Source organism: Phaeodactylibacter luteus (assembly GCF_007993045.1).
In the GTDB taxonomy this organism is placed as follows: Bacteria; Bacteroidota; Bacteroidia; order Chitinophagales; family Saprospiraceae; genus Phaeodactylibacter; species Phaeodactylibacter luteus.
Genome location: NZ_VOOR01000007.1, coordinates 65330 through 81972, shown reverse-complemented (window position 1 = coordinate 81972; position 16643 = coordinate 65330). Strand labels below are relative to the sequence as shown.

At 56.0% G+C, this 16643-nt stretch carries 10 protein-coding genes; 2 read left to right on the top strand and 8 right to left on the bottom strand.

The annotated features are described in order from the left end of the window. Positions 1 to 246 precede the first annotated feature (246 nt). Positions 247 to 2439 (top strand): glutamine synthetase III family protein, encoded by a 2193-nt coding sequence (locus FRY97_RS04880; protein ID WP_147166314.1) that lies wholly within the window; start codon positions 247 to 249, stop codon positions 2437 to 2439. Between the two features lie 77 nt (positions 2440 to 2516). Here the strand turns inward: FRY97_RS04880 and glgB are convergent, their stop codons facing one another. The 5 genes from glgB to FRY97_RS04855 form a co-directional block, all read right to left on the bottom strand. Then, positions 2517 to 4562 carry a 1,4-alpha-glucan branching protein GlgB gene (gene glgB, locus FRY97_RS04875; RefSeq protein ID WP_147166313.1) on the bottom strand — a complete coding sequence of 682 codons (2046 nt, stop codon included), beginning with the start codon at positions 4560 to 4562 and terminating at the stop codon, positions 2517 to 2519. Between the two features lie 312 nt (positions 4563 to 4874). Next, the gene (locus tag FRY97_RS04870) at positions 4875 to 6653 is read right to left on the bottom strand and encodes a sodium:solute symporter family protein (protein WP_147166312.1); all 1779 of its coding nucleotides are present in this window, start codon (positions 6651 to 6653) and stop codon (positions 4875 to 4877) included. A gap of 51 nt (positions 6654 to 6704) precedes the next feature. Continuing rightward, a complete protein-coding gene (locus FRY97_RS04865; RefSeq protein ID WP_147166311.1) occupies positions 6705 to 8954 on the bottom strand; it encodes a beta-N-acetylhexosaminidase in 2250 nt (749 codons plus the stop codon). Positions 8955 to 9046: 92 nt separating this feature from the next. Then, positions 9047 to 11086 carry a glucosamine-6-phosphate deaminase gene (gene nagB / locus FRY97_RS04860; protein WP_147166310.1) on the bottom strand — a complete coding sequence of 680 codons (2040 nt, stop codon included), beginning with the start codon at positions 11084 to 11086 and terminating at the stop codon, positions 9047 to 9049. Between the two features lie 46 nt (positions 11087 to 11132). Further along, positions 11133 to 12119 carry an ROK family protein gene (locus tag FRY97_RS04855; protein ID WP_170254509.1) on the bottom strand — a complete coding sequence of 329 codons (987 nt, stop codon included), beginning with the start codon at positions 12117 to 12119 and terminating at the stop codon, positions 11133 to 11135. A gap of 393 nt (positions 12120 to 12512) precedes the next feature. Here FRY97_RS04855 and FRY97_RS04850 point away from each other — a divergent pair, with 393 nt between their 5' ends. Next, positions 12513 to 13619, top strand: a complete 1107-nt coding sequence (locus FRY97_RS04850) for a substrate-binding domain-containing protein (protein ID WP_147166308.1) — start codon at positions 12513 to 12515, stop codon at positions 13617 to 13619. Between the two features lie 207 nt (positions 13620 to 13826). Here FRY97_RS04850 and FRY97_RS04845 read toward each other — a convergent pair whose 3' ends face one another. Genes FRY97_RS04845 through FRY97_RS04835 form a run of 3 tightly spaced genes read right to left on the bottom strand, consistent with a single transcriptional unit; the run spans position 13827 to position 16601 of the window. Further along, positions 13827 to 14867: a hypothetical protein gene (locus FRY97_RS04845; protein ID WP_147166307.1), complete on the bottom strand. Its 1041-nt coding sequence runs from the start codon at positions 14865 to 14867 to the stop codon at positions 13827 to 13829. Beyond that, positions 14861 to 15445: a hypothetical protein gene (locus FRY97_RS04840; protein ID WP_147166306.1), complete on the bottom strand. Its 585-nt coding sequence runs from the start codon at positions 15443 to 15445 to the stop codon at positions 14861 to 14863. The genes FRY97_RS04845 and FRY97_RS04840 overlap by 7 nt, the downstream gene beginning before the upstream one ends. A gap of 10 nt (positions 15446 to 15455) precedes the next feature. Next, positions 15456 to 16601, bottom strand: coding sequence for a family 10 glycosylhydrolase (locus tag FRY97_RS04835; protein ID WP_147166305.1), 1146 nt, complete (start codon positions 16599 to 16601; stop codon positions 15456 to 15458). Between the last annotated feature and the right edge of the window lie 42 nt (positions 16602 to 16643).

The window sequence follows — 16643 nt, the reverse complement described above, 5'->3', positions numbered from 1 at the left end:
TGTGCCCGCTAGCAGCCCATTGCCGAATGGGTGGGCCGTTTTTTGCTGGAGTGGGCAGCAAATACAGCTTGTGCGCCGTCAGCCCTTAGCTCCTGATCTGCCCAATACGCCTTTCTGTGCCGCCTTGCGGCGAATATTTTTTACCTTTACTACAGCGGCTGCTCAACGCGCAGCCATATAGCATAAGAACTGATCACTACACTGCCGTTGGCAGTTTCCCTTTCAATTTAAACTCGCATATTCCTTATGAGCCTTTCCAGATTTCAAGCGTTGGACACGATACTGAACCGGTCCGGGTTTGACCTTGAGTACGTAGATGTGCCCGAGGGCAAAATTTCCGATTTCTTCGGCTGCAATGTCTTCAATGATGTGACCATGCAGGGCTATATGAGCCCCTCCGATTACGACCGGGTCAAATCCGCCATCGATTCTGGCGCCAAACTTTCCCGTGAAGATGCCGATACTGTGGCTGACGCTATGAAGCGCTGGGCTATGGACCGGGGCGCTACCCATTACACGCACTGGTTTCAGCCGCTTACCGGGCGTACGGCCGAAAAACACGACTCCTTTTTCACCCTGAAGCCTTCAGGGGAAGTGACGGAGGAGTTTGACGCGGGCACTCTGGTGCAACAGGAGCCCGACGGCTCCTCCTTCCCCGGCGGCGGCTTGAGGTCTACCTTCGAAGCTCGGGGCTACACGGCATGGGACCCGTCTTCCCCCGCATTTATCCTAGAGGTAGGCGATGGCAAAACCTTGTGTATCCCCACGATTTTTGTGACCTACGGGGGCCATTCTCTAGATTACAAACTGCCGTTGCTCAAATCCCAGGCCTTCTTGGAACAGGCCGCTATCCCGGTCTGCCAGCTGTTTGATGAGGCCGTGGCCAAAGTGTGGGTCACGCTGGGCTGGGAGCAAGAATACTTCCTGGTAGATGAAGCCCTGTTCAACGCACGCCCCGACCTGCTGCTCACGGGCCGCACCCTGCTCGGCAAGCACTCGCCCAAAGGGCAGCAGCTGGACGATCACTACTTTGGCTCCATCCCGGAGCGGGTGTATGCGTATATGCGCGATCTGGAGACAGAATGCCACAAGCTGGGCATCCCGGTCCGTACCCGCCACAATGAAGTAGGCCCAGGGCAGTACGAGCTGGCCCCAATGTTCGAGGAGGTCAACCTTGCAGTAGACCACAATCAGCTGCTGATGGACCTGATGGACCGGGTGGCCCACCGCCATAAGCTGCGGGTCCTGCTGCACGAGAAGCCCTTTGCCGGGGTGAACGGGTCAGGCAAGCACAACAACTGGTCTATGTCTACCAATACGGGCCGCAACTTATTGTCGCCGGGCAAAAAACCAGGGCAAAACCTACAGTTCCTGACCTTCTTCGTCAATACCATACGTGCAGTATACGAATACGCAGATATCCTGCGTGCCAGCGTAGCTTCTGCTTCCAACGACCACCGGCTGGGAGCCAATGAAGCCCCGCCAGCCATCATCTCTGTTTTCATTGGCGAGACCTTGTCCAAGGTGCTGGACAGCATAGAAGCTGGCATCACCCCCGATGAGGACGGCGTGAAGCAAGTCTTAGACCTGCTCAGCAAAGTCCCCAACCTAGAGCTGGATAATACAGACCGCAACCGCACTTCGCCCTTCGCTTTCACCGGCAACAAGTTTGAGATCCGCATGGTGGGCTCTACCATGAACTGTGCGGCCCCAATGACGGTGATGAATACCATTGTTGGCCGTCAGCTAGAGCAATTCCATGCGGAGCTGCGAGGCTTAATGGATAATGGCAAGGACCGGGATGCTGCCATCCTGACCATACTGAAGCGGTATATTTCTGAATCTAAGCCGGTGCGTTTCGAGGGCGATGGTTACAGCGAGGAGTGGCGGCAGGAAGCAGCAAGGCGCGGGCTGGCCAACACTCCTGATACCCCCGATGCCCTCAATGCCTACATCTCTGATGCCGCCAAAGAGCTGTTTACCAATAGCGGGGTGTTTACCGAGCGGGAGCTGGAAGCGCACTACGAGGTGATGAACGAGAATTACATCCTCAAGCTTCAGATAGAAGCCCGTACCCTGGGCGAAATGGTCATCAACCACATTCTGCCCGCAGCAGTCAGTTATCAGACACAGCTGGCAGATAATGCCCTCAAACTGAAACAGCTTGGGCTGCCCGAGTCTGATGCCAAGGCACAATTGGATTTGATCAAGCTGATTTCGGAGAACATCAATTACATCAAAGACAACGTCAACCAGATGACTGCTGTGCGCAGGGATGTCAACGAAATCGAGGATGCCAATGAAATGGCAAAAGCTTATTGCAAACAGGTCAAGCCGCTGATGGAGGCCGTCCGCACCTATGCAGACCGGTTGGAGTACCTCGTGGATGACCGGGAATGGCCCCTGATCAAATACCGGGAGCTGATGTTTGTGCGTTAAGCGGTGCTTGCGCCCCTATGCAAATGGCCCAACCTGAAGCGATTCGGGTTGGGCTATGCTGTTGGGAAAGGCAGGGGCTATTTTTTCCGGGCGCTCACTGCTTTCTTTTGGGGCTGTGCTTTGCCCTCAGGCGTTTCTGCAGAGGCCTTCTTCTGCCCATTGCTTTTCGCTTTCTTGGCTGCAGCAGCCTTTTTGCGGGGCTTTTCTACAGGCCCTGCATACTCTAGGATGCTGATGCCCATAGGCGATAGGTTGGGGGTAAGGTGGCAGGGGCGGCCGTGCCATTCTTCAGCCTCCGTCCTGAGCAGGCCGGTGTTCAAGTGGTGCCCCGCGCCCCCATAGTCGGGGTGGTCGCTGTTTAGGACCTCCTTCCACTGGCCTTCAAGCGGCACGCCGATTTTGTAGCCTTCCCGGGCCACCGGCGTGAAGTTGCAGACGATGGCCACCGGCTTTTGCTCATCCTGGCCATAGCGCAGGTAGGAGAGCACACTATTCACGTTGTCGTTGTGGTCTATCCATTGGAAGCCGTCTGGGCTAAACTGTTTTTCATGCAGAGCAGGGGTGTTTTTGTAATAAGCGTTGAGCGCTTTCACCCAAGCCTGTACACCTTGGTGGTAAGGCGTTTCGGCCAGCCACCACTCCAGCCCTTTTTCAATATTCCATTCGCTAGTCTGCCCAAACTCATCGCCCATAAAGAGCAGCTGAGTGCCAGGGTGGGTGAACATATAGCCATAAAGCGCCCGTAGATTGGCAAAGCGCTGCCATTCGTCTCCCGGCATGCGGTCGATAATGGCGCCCTTGCCATGCACCACCTCATCGTGGGAGAGCGGGAGCATGAAGTTCTCAGTGAAAGCGTAAACCAGGCTGAACGTGATTTCGCCGTGATGGTACTGCCGGTGCACAGGGTCGTGCTTGAAATAGTTGAGGGTGTCATGCATCCACCCCATCATCCATTTTTGGCCGAAGCCCAGCCCGCCGTCGAAAGTCGGGCGGGATACCCCCTTCCAAGCGGTAGATTCTTCCGCTATGGTCACCGCATCAGGAAACTCTTTGTAGACCGTTTCATTAAAATCCTTGAGGAAAGCAATGGCTTCCAAATTTTCATTCCCCCCATATTGGTTGGGTATCCACTCGCCATCGTTGCGGGAATAATCCAAGTACAGCATAGAGGCTACCGCGTCAACCCTAAGCCCGTCTGCATGGTAACGGTCGAGCCAAAAGAGGGCATTGGAGATTAAGAACGCCTTGACTTCATGCCGCCCATAATTGAAAATGGCGCTCTTCCAATCTGGGTGGAAGCCCTTGCGCGGGTCGGCGTGGTCGAAGAGGTGGGTGCCGTCAAAATCAGCCAGCCCGTGGGCATCTGTTGGGAAATGGGAAGGCACCCAGTCCAGAATGACTCCTACGCCGGCCTGATGGAAGGCATCCACCAGGTACATGAACTCCTGCGGTGTCCCATACCGGCTGGTGGGCGCAAAATAGCCCGTGATCTGGTAGCCCCAAGAAGGGAAGTAGGGGTGCTCCATAACAGGCAGGAACTCCACATGGGTAAAGCCCATATCGGCCACATATTTGACCATTTCATCGGCCATGTCCTTATAGCTGAGGCTGCGCAGCCCGCCATGTGTTTTTTTCCAGGTGCCCATATGCACCTCGTACACGGAGTAAGGCTGGTCCAGCCCCGATTTCTCCTTCCTGTTTTCCATCCAAGACTTGTCCTGCCATTCGTAGTCGTCCAGATCCCAGATGATGGAAGCCGTATTGGGCGGTATTTCCCAAAACAGGGCGAAGGGGTCCCCTTTTTGGAGGTGGCGCCCGTCCTTAGCATGTATGTGGTATTTATAGAGCTCGCCCCTGCCTACGCCCGGGATAAACCCCTCCCAAATGCCGGAGCCGTCCCACCGCGCATTCAGCTGATGGCTGTCCCGGTTCCAGTAGTTGAAGTTGCCGATAACAGATACGGACTGTGCGTTAGGGGCCCAGACAGCAAAATAGGTGCCGTGCTGCCCGTCTATCATGATGGGGTGGCTGCCCAGTTTTTCGTACAGCTTGTAATGCTTCCCTTCCCGGAACAGGTGGATATCAAGCTCGGTAAAGAGGCTGTGGGTAAGTACGGTCGCCATGTGGTTCGCGGTTTTGAGTAAGCCTGGGGCTTTGGTTATCGCCTAAATGATGAAAGCAGTAGCACCCAAAGCACTACCGCCTCCAAAATAGGAAATGTTTTTTGAAACCCTAAAGCACTCTTTGGGGCACTAGCCAGATTCTTGTTTTTTTGGAGGCTCCCCTCGCCTCAAGGCTCGGGGCGCTACGCTCCGGGGCTCGCTATCCGCTCGGCCCTGCCGGGCTTGCCACCCCTGCGCATCGCTAGCCCGCTGCCAGTACAGGGCTCATCGCAGCAGCATTGGGCTTGCACCCTATCGCCAACCCTGCAAGGGCTACCCCCGGTTCAGCTTGCCCCAAATCCAAATGAGGGCCACAGCGCCCCCCACAGCAACAGCTGTAGCCACCAAAGCCGCGCTGATGTTGCCATAAATCCAAAAACCGGTGGCAAAAAGGGCGCTGTATACCATGGCACAGCCAATGACCATGCCGCCAATCTCCAGCGGCAGCCGCCCAGGGGCTACGGCAACAGCCTCCAGCTGCCCATCCGCCAGCCCTTTTTCAATAACAGGTTTCCATCCGCCAGGAGCAGGCTTGATCAGCTTGTAAAAAGCGAGCAGTGTCTTTTGGTCTGTAGGCTGAGTCAGAAAGGTAGCCAGCACCCAGCCTGCCGTGGTGACGCCTATGCCCAAGAGCAGCTTGGTATGACTGGCCAAATCTCCGGGGTGCAGGATCTCCAGGTAGATGGCCATCACAAAGGAAATGACCATCGCGGCAATCTCGCTGTACGCATTGATCCTCCACCAAAACCAACGGAGGATAAAAATCAGCCCGGTCCCTGCTCCGACCTGCAGCAAGATGTTGAAGGCCTGCAGAGCATTTTCCAAAACTAGGGCGAAGAGGGCAGTGAGGACCATCAGGGCCACCGTAGACCAGCGGCCCAGGCGCACCAGTGTTTTGTCATCCGCATCTTCGTTGATAAACCGGCGGTAGAAATCGTGCACAATATAAGAGGAGCCCCAGTTGAGGTGGGTCGAGAGCGTAGACATGAATGCAGCAATCAGGGAGGCGATCACCAGCCCCAGCAACCCGCTCGGGAGGTACGTTAGCATAGCCGGGAAAGCCAGGTCATCCTTTACTACATTCTCGCTCACATTGGGGAAGGCCGTGCGGAGCGACTCCAAGTCAGGGAATACCACTATAGAGGCCAATGCGATAAGGATCCAAGGCCAGGGCCGTAGGGCGTAGTGGGCTACATTGAAAAGCAGGGTCGCCCCAACGGCATTTTTCTCGTCTTTTGCAGAAAGCATACGCTGCACGATGTAGCCGCCTCCGCCAGGCTCTGCTCCAGGGTACCAAACGCTCCACCATTGCACCGCCAGGGGCAATATGAACAAAGGGACGAGCTGACTGCTGTCGCTAAAGTCGGGCAGCAGGTTGAGCTTGCCCTGTACTTCCTCGTGGGCCAGCAGCTTGCTCAGCCCCCCCACCTCGGGGAGGTTCACAATCACGATGGCAGCCCAGATGATGCCCGTCATGGCCAGGGCAAATTGGAAAAAGTCGGTCAGGATAACCCCTCTCAAACCGCCCATAGAGGTATAAACCACGGTGACGATAGAGGCGATCAGTACCGTTTGCAACGGGCTCAGCCCAAGCATGACGCCCCCGATTTTTATGGCCGCCAAGGTCACAGTCGCCATGATCATAATATTGAAAAACACCCCTAGGTAAATGGCCCGGAAACCACGCAGTATAGCAGCAGCTTTGCCGTGGTAGCGCAATTCATAAAATTCAAGGTCAGTGAGGATGCCCGATCTCCTCCACAGCTTGGCGTAGACAAATACCGTGAGCATGCCGGTGAGCAGGAAAGCCCACCACACCCAGTTGCCGGCAACGCCGTTGTTCCGGACGATGTCTGTCACCAGGTTGGGCGTGTCCGCCGAAAAGGTAGTCGCTACCATAGATACACCGAGCAGCCACCAAGGCATGCCACGGCCCGAGAGGAAAAACTCTTTGTAATCTTTGCCCGATTGCCGGGAGACCAGCAACCCAATAGCCAATGAGATGACAAAAAAGGCTAGAATAATGCCCCAGTCGAGTCCTGCGAGGTTCATGTGCGGTTGGTTTTTCGTTTTGAAATGGCAGCAATGGCCTGCCCGGGAAAATTACTCGATTATCAGCTCATCTACAAATAGCCACCCGCGGTGGCCGGCGCCCTGCTGCCCCGCAGGGATAATGCCATAGTTGGGGGCCAGTACGCGCAGCCCGCGTGTGGCTGCGGGCTGCCGCAGCTCAAGGGTAGCTTCCAAGATCTTGCCTTCAGGCACCGGCAGCGTCCGGCTGCCAACCTGTATGTACTGCCCGTCTTCCTGAAGGGCAAAAACTTTGACTTCCCGTGGCGCATTGATCCACTGTCCAGGGCCGTGGAAAAACCTGAAGCTGACAGTGCTCACCTTTTTGGCTTCATCAAAAAAGATAAGCGCATCAAAATCCTCCTTGTCTATGCCTATCCACTCCGCATCCCCATAGCGCTCATTACTGCCTTTTACCCCGTTCAGGATCGCGGCAGGCTTGCTGCCATTATATTTGGGGTGGGGGAGGTGCTTCAGCTCTATCCGTTGCCCTACGCCCAAGTGCTGCTTAAAGCGGATGCTCGTGCTGCGCCCAGCCGGCTTGCCGTCTACATAGGTCTGAGCACGGTAGGTGCCATCAACAGGGCGCAAGGGCTTGTCGTAGGCCATCTCGCGGCCACGCCCCACTTGCACCCTGATCTCCCCTGCACCGGCCATATTGCTGAACGAGAGGGCTACAGGTGCCCCCTGCCCGCCAATGACTTCGGCCTGAAGGTCAAAGAGGTGGTTGGCGGCTTGAATGCCTTCTTGCTCCATCCACTTCAGATGTGGCTGTAGCCGTTGGACGAAGCTGCCGAACCCTTTTTTGCCCTTGCCGCTCCATACTACCTCAGACAGCGCCTGCATACGGGGGTACGCCATATACATGACCTTCTCCGGGGTAGGCATGTATTCAGTCCATATATTGCCCTGCGCGCCCAGGATGTGCCGGGCCTGCTCTTCGGTCAGCGACTCTGGCACAGGGTGGTAGTCGTATACTTTTTGGAGCGGGAGGTAGCCGCCTATGGCCAGTGGCTCATCTTCAGCGGTAGACTGGTAATAATCGAAGTAACAGTAGGTAGTAGGCGTCATGACTACATCATGCCCCTGTTTTGCTGCTTCAATCCCTCCGGCTTCGCCACGCCAGCTCATGACGGTAGCATTCGGCGCAAGCCCGCCTTCCAGTATTTCGTCCCAGCCAATAATCTGCCGGCCCCGGCTGTTGAGGAAGCGTTCTATGCGGGCTATGAAATAAGACTGCAGCCCATGCTCGTCCTTCAGCCCTTCTTCCTGAATGATCTTTTGGCAAAGCTCGCTCTGTTCCCATTGCACCTTTGGGCATTCATCACCGCCAATGTGGATGTATTCTGATGGGAAGAGTGCAATGACCTCAGACAGCACATCTTCCAGGAAAGTGAAGGTAGCTTCGGAAGGGCAGTACACATCTTCAAAAATCCCCCACTTGGTCGCTACTTCTACCGGCTTTCCGGTACAGCCCAGCTCCGGGTAAGCAGCGATAGCGGCCTGTGCATGCCCGGGCAGCTCTATTTCAGGGATGACCGTGATGAAGCGCTCGGCCGCATAGGCCACAATCTCCCGGACTTCGTCCTGAGTATAGTAGCCGCCGTACCGCTGCCCATCAAATTGGTGCGGCTGATCGTTGTAATGCCCAATAAGGGTCTCTTTGCGGTAAGCGCTGATCTCCTGAAGCTTAGGATATTTTTTGATCTCAATGCGCCAGCCCTGGTCTTCCGTCAGGTGCCAATGGAAGCGGTTCATTTTGTACCGGGCCAGCATATCGATATAAGTCTTGATGAACTCCACGGGGAATAGATGCCGCCCAACGTCCAAGTGCATCCCCCGGTAGGCAAATGCAGGCTGATCTTTAATGGTGGCATAGGGGATGATGGGGGTAGGCGCACCTTTCCAGGGCTGATTGAGCTGCATTAGGGTTTGCAGCCCATAAAAAAGCCCTGCCCCGCTGCCCCCTTGCAGGGAGATGCCCGCTGCATTGACTTCCAGCCGGTAGCCCTCAGCAGGCAGGGCGGGGTTGGTCTGTATGACGAACCGGGCTTTGCTGTTTTTGGAAGGTGGGGCGATCTTTTCCAGCCACTTTATGGCCATAGCGCTCACTGCTGTGGCGGCGGTATCTTTTTTAGACACTTTCAGGGCAATGCCCGCTGTCAGGTCCAGCTGCCCTTCCCCCATTGCCAGGTTGAGCGGGGCCGGGATGATGGCAGGCTCTTGAGCATACAGGGGCAGTAGGGGGAGGGCGAGCGCTAACAAAAGAAAGAGTTTTTTCATGGCGGTCATGCTGGAAATGGTCCTAGAAAAGGAGAGGAAGGGGATGGCCTTCCTCTCAAAATAATAGTGTATGAAACGAAACTGAATTACACTTATGCAGTGGGGGCCGCCTTTGATTTAGGCTTGCCGCCACGAGGTTTGCTGCCAGAGGGGGCTGCTTTGCCCTTCCCGGGCTCCAGCCCTTTCGCTGCAGCGGCAGAAGGCTGCCAGTCGAACTTCCAACGGCTGAACGCCTCCATGGCCTCATACTCGGCCAAGCCAAGCGCCCGGTACTCTGTTGCCAGGTTTTTATTGCGGTCTTCGGCCCGCTGCCAAAATTCCCGGGCGTCATTGCCAGGGAAAGGTGGGCGGTCTTTTTGCGACTGATGCCGGAAAATGGCATCCCGCTTTTTAAGCAGCTCAATAGGGCTGATGGGCACAGCCATTTCGATCTCGTGCACAGGCCATTCATGCCAGGCTCCCCGGTATAGCCATAGCCAGGCTGCTTGCGCCCAGTCTTCCCCTTTTACCATTTCGTAGGCTTGGAAAATAGCCTCTAAGCAGGTCGCATGAGTGCCATGTGGGTCGGCCAGGTCGCCAGCCGCATAAACCTGATGGGGCTTAACTTCCCGCATTAAGTCTGCTATAATGCTGATGTCTTTTTCAGATAGCGGCTTTTTCCGGGTGAGCCCAGTTTCGTAAAACGGCATATCCAAAAAGTGGATCTGCTCGTCCGGCAGGCCGCACAGGCGCGCTCCAGCCCGGGCTTCCCCCCGGCGGATGAGCCCTTTCACAATGCCGGTCTCCCGTATGGATTTGGCAGAGGTGCTGTTGTTCAGCAGTTGTTTGAGCATTTGCTCCACTTTGTCGCGGTAAGGGCCGTTGGGGCCCATTTCCGGGATCATGTCCTGCAGCTCAAGGCAAAATTCCAGGAAGTGCCTGGCGTGGTAGTCATGTACGGCAATATTTCCCGACGTCTGATAGGCGACATGTACCTCGTGGCCCTGCTCGACCAGCCGGAGGAAGGTGCCTCCCATAGAGATGACGTCATCGTCGGGGTGAGGGCTGAAAATAATGACCCGCTTCCGCTCCGGGCTTTTCCGCTCCGGGCGTGTGGTATCGTCGGCTCCGGGCTTGCCTCCTGGCCACCCGGTGATGGTGTGCTGTAAGCGGTTAAAAATTTTGATATTGATATCGTAAGCTGAGGCATACTCTACAGTGAGGTCGCTAAGCCCATGCTCCCCGTAGTCCTCGTTGGTCAGTTTGAGTATGGGCTTTTCCGTTTGCTTGGAAAGCCAGGTAACCGCCTTGCAGACGAGATCGTCGTCCCAGTTGCAAATGCCGATAAGCCAGGGCGCATCAAACCGGGTGAGCATCTCTGCTGCCCCATAATCGAGGTGCACGCTTACGTCGGGGTGGTGCTGCAAGAATGTGGCTGGGATGTTGGGCGTCACTTCGCCCTCGATAGCCCTTTGCAGGATTTCAGCTTTGTGCTGCCCCCAGCCCAGGAGGTAAATTTTCCTAGACTTCATGATCGTTTTTATGCCCATCGTGATTGCCCGGTAGGGCACGTCCGCTTCCTGGCCAAAGTCTTTGATGGCATCCTGGCGGGTAATCCCATCGAGGCGCACCATGCGGGTGGAAGAGTCCTCCCAAGAGCCGGGCTCGTTGAAGCCGATGTGCCCAGTACGGCCAATGCCCAGCAGCTGTATGTCGATGCCGCCGTAAGTGCCTATCTTTCGTTCGTACTGTTCGCAGTAGGCCTCTACTTCATCCATATCGAGTGTGCCGTCCGGGATATGGATGTTCTCCCGCTTGATGTCGACATGGTCGAAAAGGTGTTCGTTCATGAACCTGACGTAGCTTTGCGCGGCCCCAGGCTGCATGGGGTAGTATTCATCCAAGTTAAAGGTGACGACGTTGGCAAAGCTAAGGTCTTCCTCTTTGTGCATACGGACGAGCTCCCGGTAAACCTGAATAGGGGAAGAGCCGGTGGCCAGGCCTAGTACAATAGGCTTGTTTTCCTGCTGCTTTTGGCGCATCGCCAGTGCAATGGAACGTGCAACATGGGCAGATCCGTCTTTGGCTTTAGGCCAAATTTTGACAGGCATTTTCTCCACCGACCGGAGCTGGTACTTTAGGAAATTCCTCATAGGTATTAACAGGTTCTTTTTGAGAAAAAATATGTCGTGTGTTGGCTCAGACTTTTTTGATTTTGGCCCGCTCTGCGGCAGGCTGCTCGGCTGTGCGGTACACCTGTGCTGCTGCGCCCAGCATGCCAGCCTCATCGGGGCCGAGGCTGGAAATGGCCACCCGGGCCTGCCCGCGGAAATTCTCGAGCAGGGCTTTGTTCATATGGTGGGCGATCGTATCTGTGAGCAAAGCCCCGGCATTGAGCATCCCGCCTGAGAGGAAGATCCCTTCGGGGTCCATCTGCAGTACGAGCGGGGCTAGGGCAGAGCCAAGCGCATTGCACATGTGGTCTATGGCCATCTGTGCCAAGGGGTCCCCTTCAAGCGCGATCAGTGCAATTGACTTGGCGGTAAGCTTGTCTTCGGGCAAAGCGCGCAGGGCGCTGGGCGTAAGCTCCTGTGCCATGAGCAGCTGGCAGGTGCGCCTCAGCCCGCTGGCCGATACCAGGGTCTCCAGGCAGCCTTTCCGGCCACAGGCGCATTGCCTGCTGTTGCCAGGGATAGTGATGTGCCCCAGTTCGCTGGCCAGCCCGTGGGCGCCTTCTACTACTTTGCCGTTGAAGTAAAAGGCGCTGCCGAGCCCGGTGCCGAGCGTCAGGAGGATGAAGTTGTCCATGTTCTGTGCGCCTCCCCACATCTTTTCCCCTAAGGCAGCAGCGGTAGAATCTTTTACGAGCACCGTGTGCGCGCACAGCGCTTCTGCTAAAAAATCGCGTATGGGGAAAGCTGCGATAAAGGGCAGGTTGGCGGCATAATTGATCACCCCAAGGGCTGGGTCGCAGCCTGGGGCGCCTATGCCAACGCCCGCCAAGGGAGCGGCAGACTTGCGCAGCAGCCGCCGGGCGGCATCCACAAGAAGCGCCCCGTATTCGTCTTGGGTGTTGGCTTGCTGTGTAGGGAACGCGGAGCGAGCTATGATGCTGCCTTCCGGGCTGACTAAACTGAGCTTAGTGTTGGTGCCGCCTATGTCTATGCCAAGAGCTGTTGAGTTCAAAATAGTGGCTTTCGGTTTGCTTGCCCGTGGGCAGTTGGAATTTAGTGCAGCTAGTACGATTGCTGCAACAGCAAAAATATAATTTTTTCGGAAGAAAAGCCGTGGTTTTAAAATATTTTAACGCTGTGTTCGAACACATATCCAATAATATACGCAGATAAGCTTTTTTTTCCGGTTTAAATATGTTAATTATGGGTTTGTGCAGGAAAAACAACTATGCAGTAGTAGCCTCGCAGGAAGGTGTTTTCCAGAAAGGGTAGGGCGTCTGCCTGTCAGATGAGCCGTCCGGGCGGCAATAATGTCAGCCCGGGGCTGATAATGTCCCTGGGAATTATTTTCTTAGCGTAATTGCGCGCTTTTGCTATTTCGTTCTCTGCCTTCCAACGGGCACAAATGCTTTTGACACGTCAGAATATGCCTCAAAAAATCCGGATTAAAGATATCGCCCAAAAGGCAAATGTTTCCACAGGCACGGTTGACCGGGTCATCCACAACCGTGGCAACGTCTCTGCTGAGAAGCGGGCCCGCGTAGAAGCCGTGATGCAGGAGCTCGGCTATGAGCCCAATATCATAGCTAGGGCGCTGGCCAGCAAGAAGATATTGAAAATCGGCATTCTGCTGCCCGACCCCGCAATAGACCCTTACTGGGAGCTGCCCCACCGTGGGGTGGAAAAGGCTTGGCGCTCAGTCGCTCATTATGGGGTAGAAGCGCAGACCTTTTTCTTTGACCTCTTCGACCAAAACGACTTTGCAGAGAAAGCTGCCGCTGCGCTAGCTGCCAGCCCCGGCGCCCTGTTGTTCCCGCCTGTTTTCCTCCGCGCGGCGAACACGCTGCTCGGGCAGTGCAGAGACATGGGGCTGCCGGTGTCCCTGTTCAATACACAGATTGATGATGCCAGCGTACTGGCCTACGTGGGGCAGAACTCTTTCCAGAGCGGGGTGCTGGCGGGCAAACTGCTCAGCTATGGGCTGGCGGACCGGGAGAAGGTAGCCGTTGTCAACTTGAGCAAAGAGCCGGCTAATGCCAAGCACTTGGTGGACAAGGAGAGCGGCCTGGTCCGCTATTTTGAGGATCAGGGCATAAATGGGCAATCGCGCATTGTGCGTGCTGTTTTTGAAGGGTTTAATGACGAAAAGGCCCTGAGGGGGTTCCTGCTCGATCTGCTGGGGTCCGAGCCCTTGCTCCGTGGCATGTTTGTGACCAACTCCCGGGCCTATAAAATCTTGGACGCACTGAGGCCTACAGAGCTCAAAGGGGTCAATATTGTAGGCTTCGATCTGCTGCCCGGCAATATCCGTTACCTGGAGGAAGGCCGAATTCAGTTCCTCATCAATCAGAACCCGGTAGAGCAGGGCTATATCGCGCTTATGAACTTGGTCAACCCCCTGATTTTTGACAAACCTACAGATGCGGTACAGCACTTGCCGCTCGATATTGTTGTGGCCGAAAATGCACGCTACTATCTACAGCGGGAAGAAAAGTACGGGCTGCTGGTTTGATTGCCCAAACGGGAAGAAGCGCTAAGTGGGCACAGGCTAAAATGCCGCAGTCGTTGATGCTTTTCTAGCTCTAGCCTGGCATTGGCCTAGCGCTGCGGAGGGGTGATAAGCCCGCTAGGGCCGAGCGGATAGCGAGCCCCGCAGCATAGCGGCACCTGCCATCGGGCAGGGGCAGGCCCCAAAAACGGCAATTGGATTTGCGCCCCGCTAAGTGGGTATGATGAGGATGGCTTCTACGGCAGACAAGGCCCGGATTTGGACCGGGCGGCCTGCTGCGGGAAGCAACAAGAAAACGCCGGCTTTAGCCAGCCCTCCCCACTGCTCGGGCCCTATGATCTCCACTTCCCCTTTGACAGGTATTAATGCCATAGCCAGCGAAGCCGGCAGCGCTTTGGACTGTCCGCGTGCAAGGGAGAACATCTCGTGCGTGAGGCTCCCGGTAAGCGGCGCCCCTCCACTTCCCCGTGTGCCCAGAGCACTTTCCCTGATCATTTCCCAAAGCTGCGCTCCGGGGAGGTCCAGCTGAGGCTCTTGCTGTTCTTCTTTGCCAGTAATGAACTGCCGGAATAGCGCAGGGGCCGTCTGTAGGTGGAGCAGTTGGCCGCCTGTGCCTGTAGTGTGCAAAGTGCCTGCGGGCACCAAATGGCATTCGCCCTTGCGCAGGGGCCAGGAGCTCATGCGGGAGAGCCATTGCCGGTCGGAAGGGCTCGCAGGTATGGGCAGCGGGCTTTCGGGAGGTTCTAAGCCGCTGTAGTAATGCCCTTGTGCTTGGGCCGATAAGGCGAAGTAGTAGTCTTCGTTGAGGGGGCTCTGCCCGAACAGTTGCTGTAAAGCATCAGGGGGCGGGTAGTAGGCAATCCGGTGTACTGTATGGTGGGTATGGTCGATGAGCCCTGCCTGGAAAGGGTATTTGCGCTCGGCGAGATGAGCCTGCCCTTCGCCCCAAAAGGCGTCTCCTGAAAGGTAGAACATATTGCGCGCCGGCACTTCGAACAGCTGTCTGCCCAATCGCAGGAGGAGGTTGTCTTCATTAGGGTTGAGATGGAATAAAGGCTGCGCAGCCTCTTCCTGTTGGGCTTCCTCTGGTTGGGCGAGTTCTTCTTTCCACAGCTCAGGGTCGAAAAATGGGGCTGTGACCAGCGGCTGCCGGGCAGCAGCCTGCAGCCCGTACCTGACGGCATCCCCTTGTGCGAGCTTTGGCTGCTGCCAGTTGTTGGCTTCTAGGAAATAGTCGCACCGCTTCAGCATCTCTTTTTTATCCGGCAGCCAATCTCCCAGTCGAGCAGGTAGCTCCAGGCGTAGCGGTAGGCGAGGCTTGCCCTGCTGTTTTTTACCCCAAGGTTGCCAATTTCTCTGCGCTTGAGCCGCTGCAGCAGCTCCCAATGCGAAATATCGGCATAAACGGTAAGGTCGGCTTTCTCGAGCAGTGCAGCCCCTGGCCCATAGATCAGGATGGCCCCGGTTTTGCAGGCTTGTACCAGGGGCCTGAAAGCAGCCAGCTTATCGGGGTCAAAATACTGCTCCAGGCTATCTATGCCAGGCTTGGCGAAAGGGAAGCGCTTGCCGATTTTCGCCCTTAGCTCTTTTTCTTCAAGGAAAAGGTCTGAGGTAAGGCAGGAAAAACTGGGCTGCAGGGCTTCCCCTAATGCCCGCATGCCAATTTGGCCGTAGGTGCCAGGGTGGCATTCAACGGCAATTATGGCCCGGTTTTTCCCAAGGGCTTCTACGTGTTCCTGCAGGGCTTGCCCAATGGCCGGCCAGCCGCTGTAGCAGGTGCCTGCTGCCTGGGGGATGTCTACATAGGGTTGAGAATGAAATACTCTCATGGCCAGCAAGTTAGGATTTTTTCAGGGCAGCCAGCTGTTCCCAATGGCTTTCTGTCATCGCAGTGAGGTCGAAAAGGGCAATGCCGCTGGCCCCGCCTTCCAGGCCTTCGCCCGCAGCCGCAGTCAGCTCTTCGGGGGCAATAGCAGGTACAAATAGGCCGCTGTAAACGGGTTTGCTGTGGTTGAGCCGCTCCAATGCTTTTTGGGTGTGCTCGCGGATGAAGCCGATGTCCTGCTCATAAAAATTGTGGTACAACATGGGCAGGAAGGCGTCGAGGTTCCAGGTGTGCCATGCCTGGCGAACGCTCTCCCAATTGGGGAATACGGCAGCGGTGATCATTTTGTTCTGGGCTTTTGCCTCTGGCACAAGCTTTTGGTTGACCATATTGCTGACGCTGTCGTACCGGAACTGCCGCCACGCTTCGTTGGCTGATGGGTCTTCGAGGTCTGTCAGGGGGTCAATGCCGCTTTGTGCTTTGAACTGCTCCCTGCAGTAGGTAGAGTAGCTGTAGTCGTACTCCGGGTATTCCCGGTCTTGTACGATGCCGTATTTGGGCTGCAGCCCTTTGGCCAAAATGACATCGGGCAGGCGGACATAATCGAGGTGCACCCCGTCTACTTCGCTGATACGGGCCAGGGAGCGTACATTGCCGGCGACATACGCTTGTACTTCCGGGTGGCAGGGGCACATGAATTTGTAATAGTCTACATAGGCAGGGTGGGTGTTGGCCGGTTGGCCGAGCCCGTTGACCGCGTACCAGTCTGGGTGTTGCTCCACCATATCAGGGTTGTTCAGCGGCATGGTCCACATCCAGGCATGAAATTCCATGCCCAGCTCGTGGCAGAGGGGTGCGACTACCGCCAGCAGGTCTTCCTTCATAGGGAGCTGGCCGCCCTCATAAAAGGTTTGGTTGCCGTTGTAAACTTCGAGCAGCAGGGCATTTACCCCAGCTACCCTTGCCCGGGCCAGTGTTTGCTTCCAGTCTTCAGCAGACCACCCTTGCTGCGGGCGGGCCCAGGCCCAGACCTTGGTCGGCGTTGCGGCCTCTGAGGAGGTGTTGCCTTGCCCCGGGCTGCAGCTCTGCAATAGCCAATGCGAGCCGGCCAGCCCTAGCGCGCCCTGCCCTAATGTTTTGATGAATGTCCTTTTGTCCATAATTCCAGTTTTTAATCAGGTTGAGTGAATGGGCAGATGGGG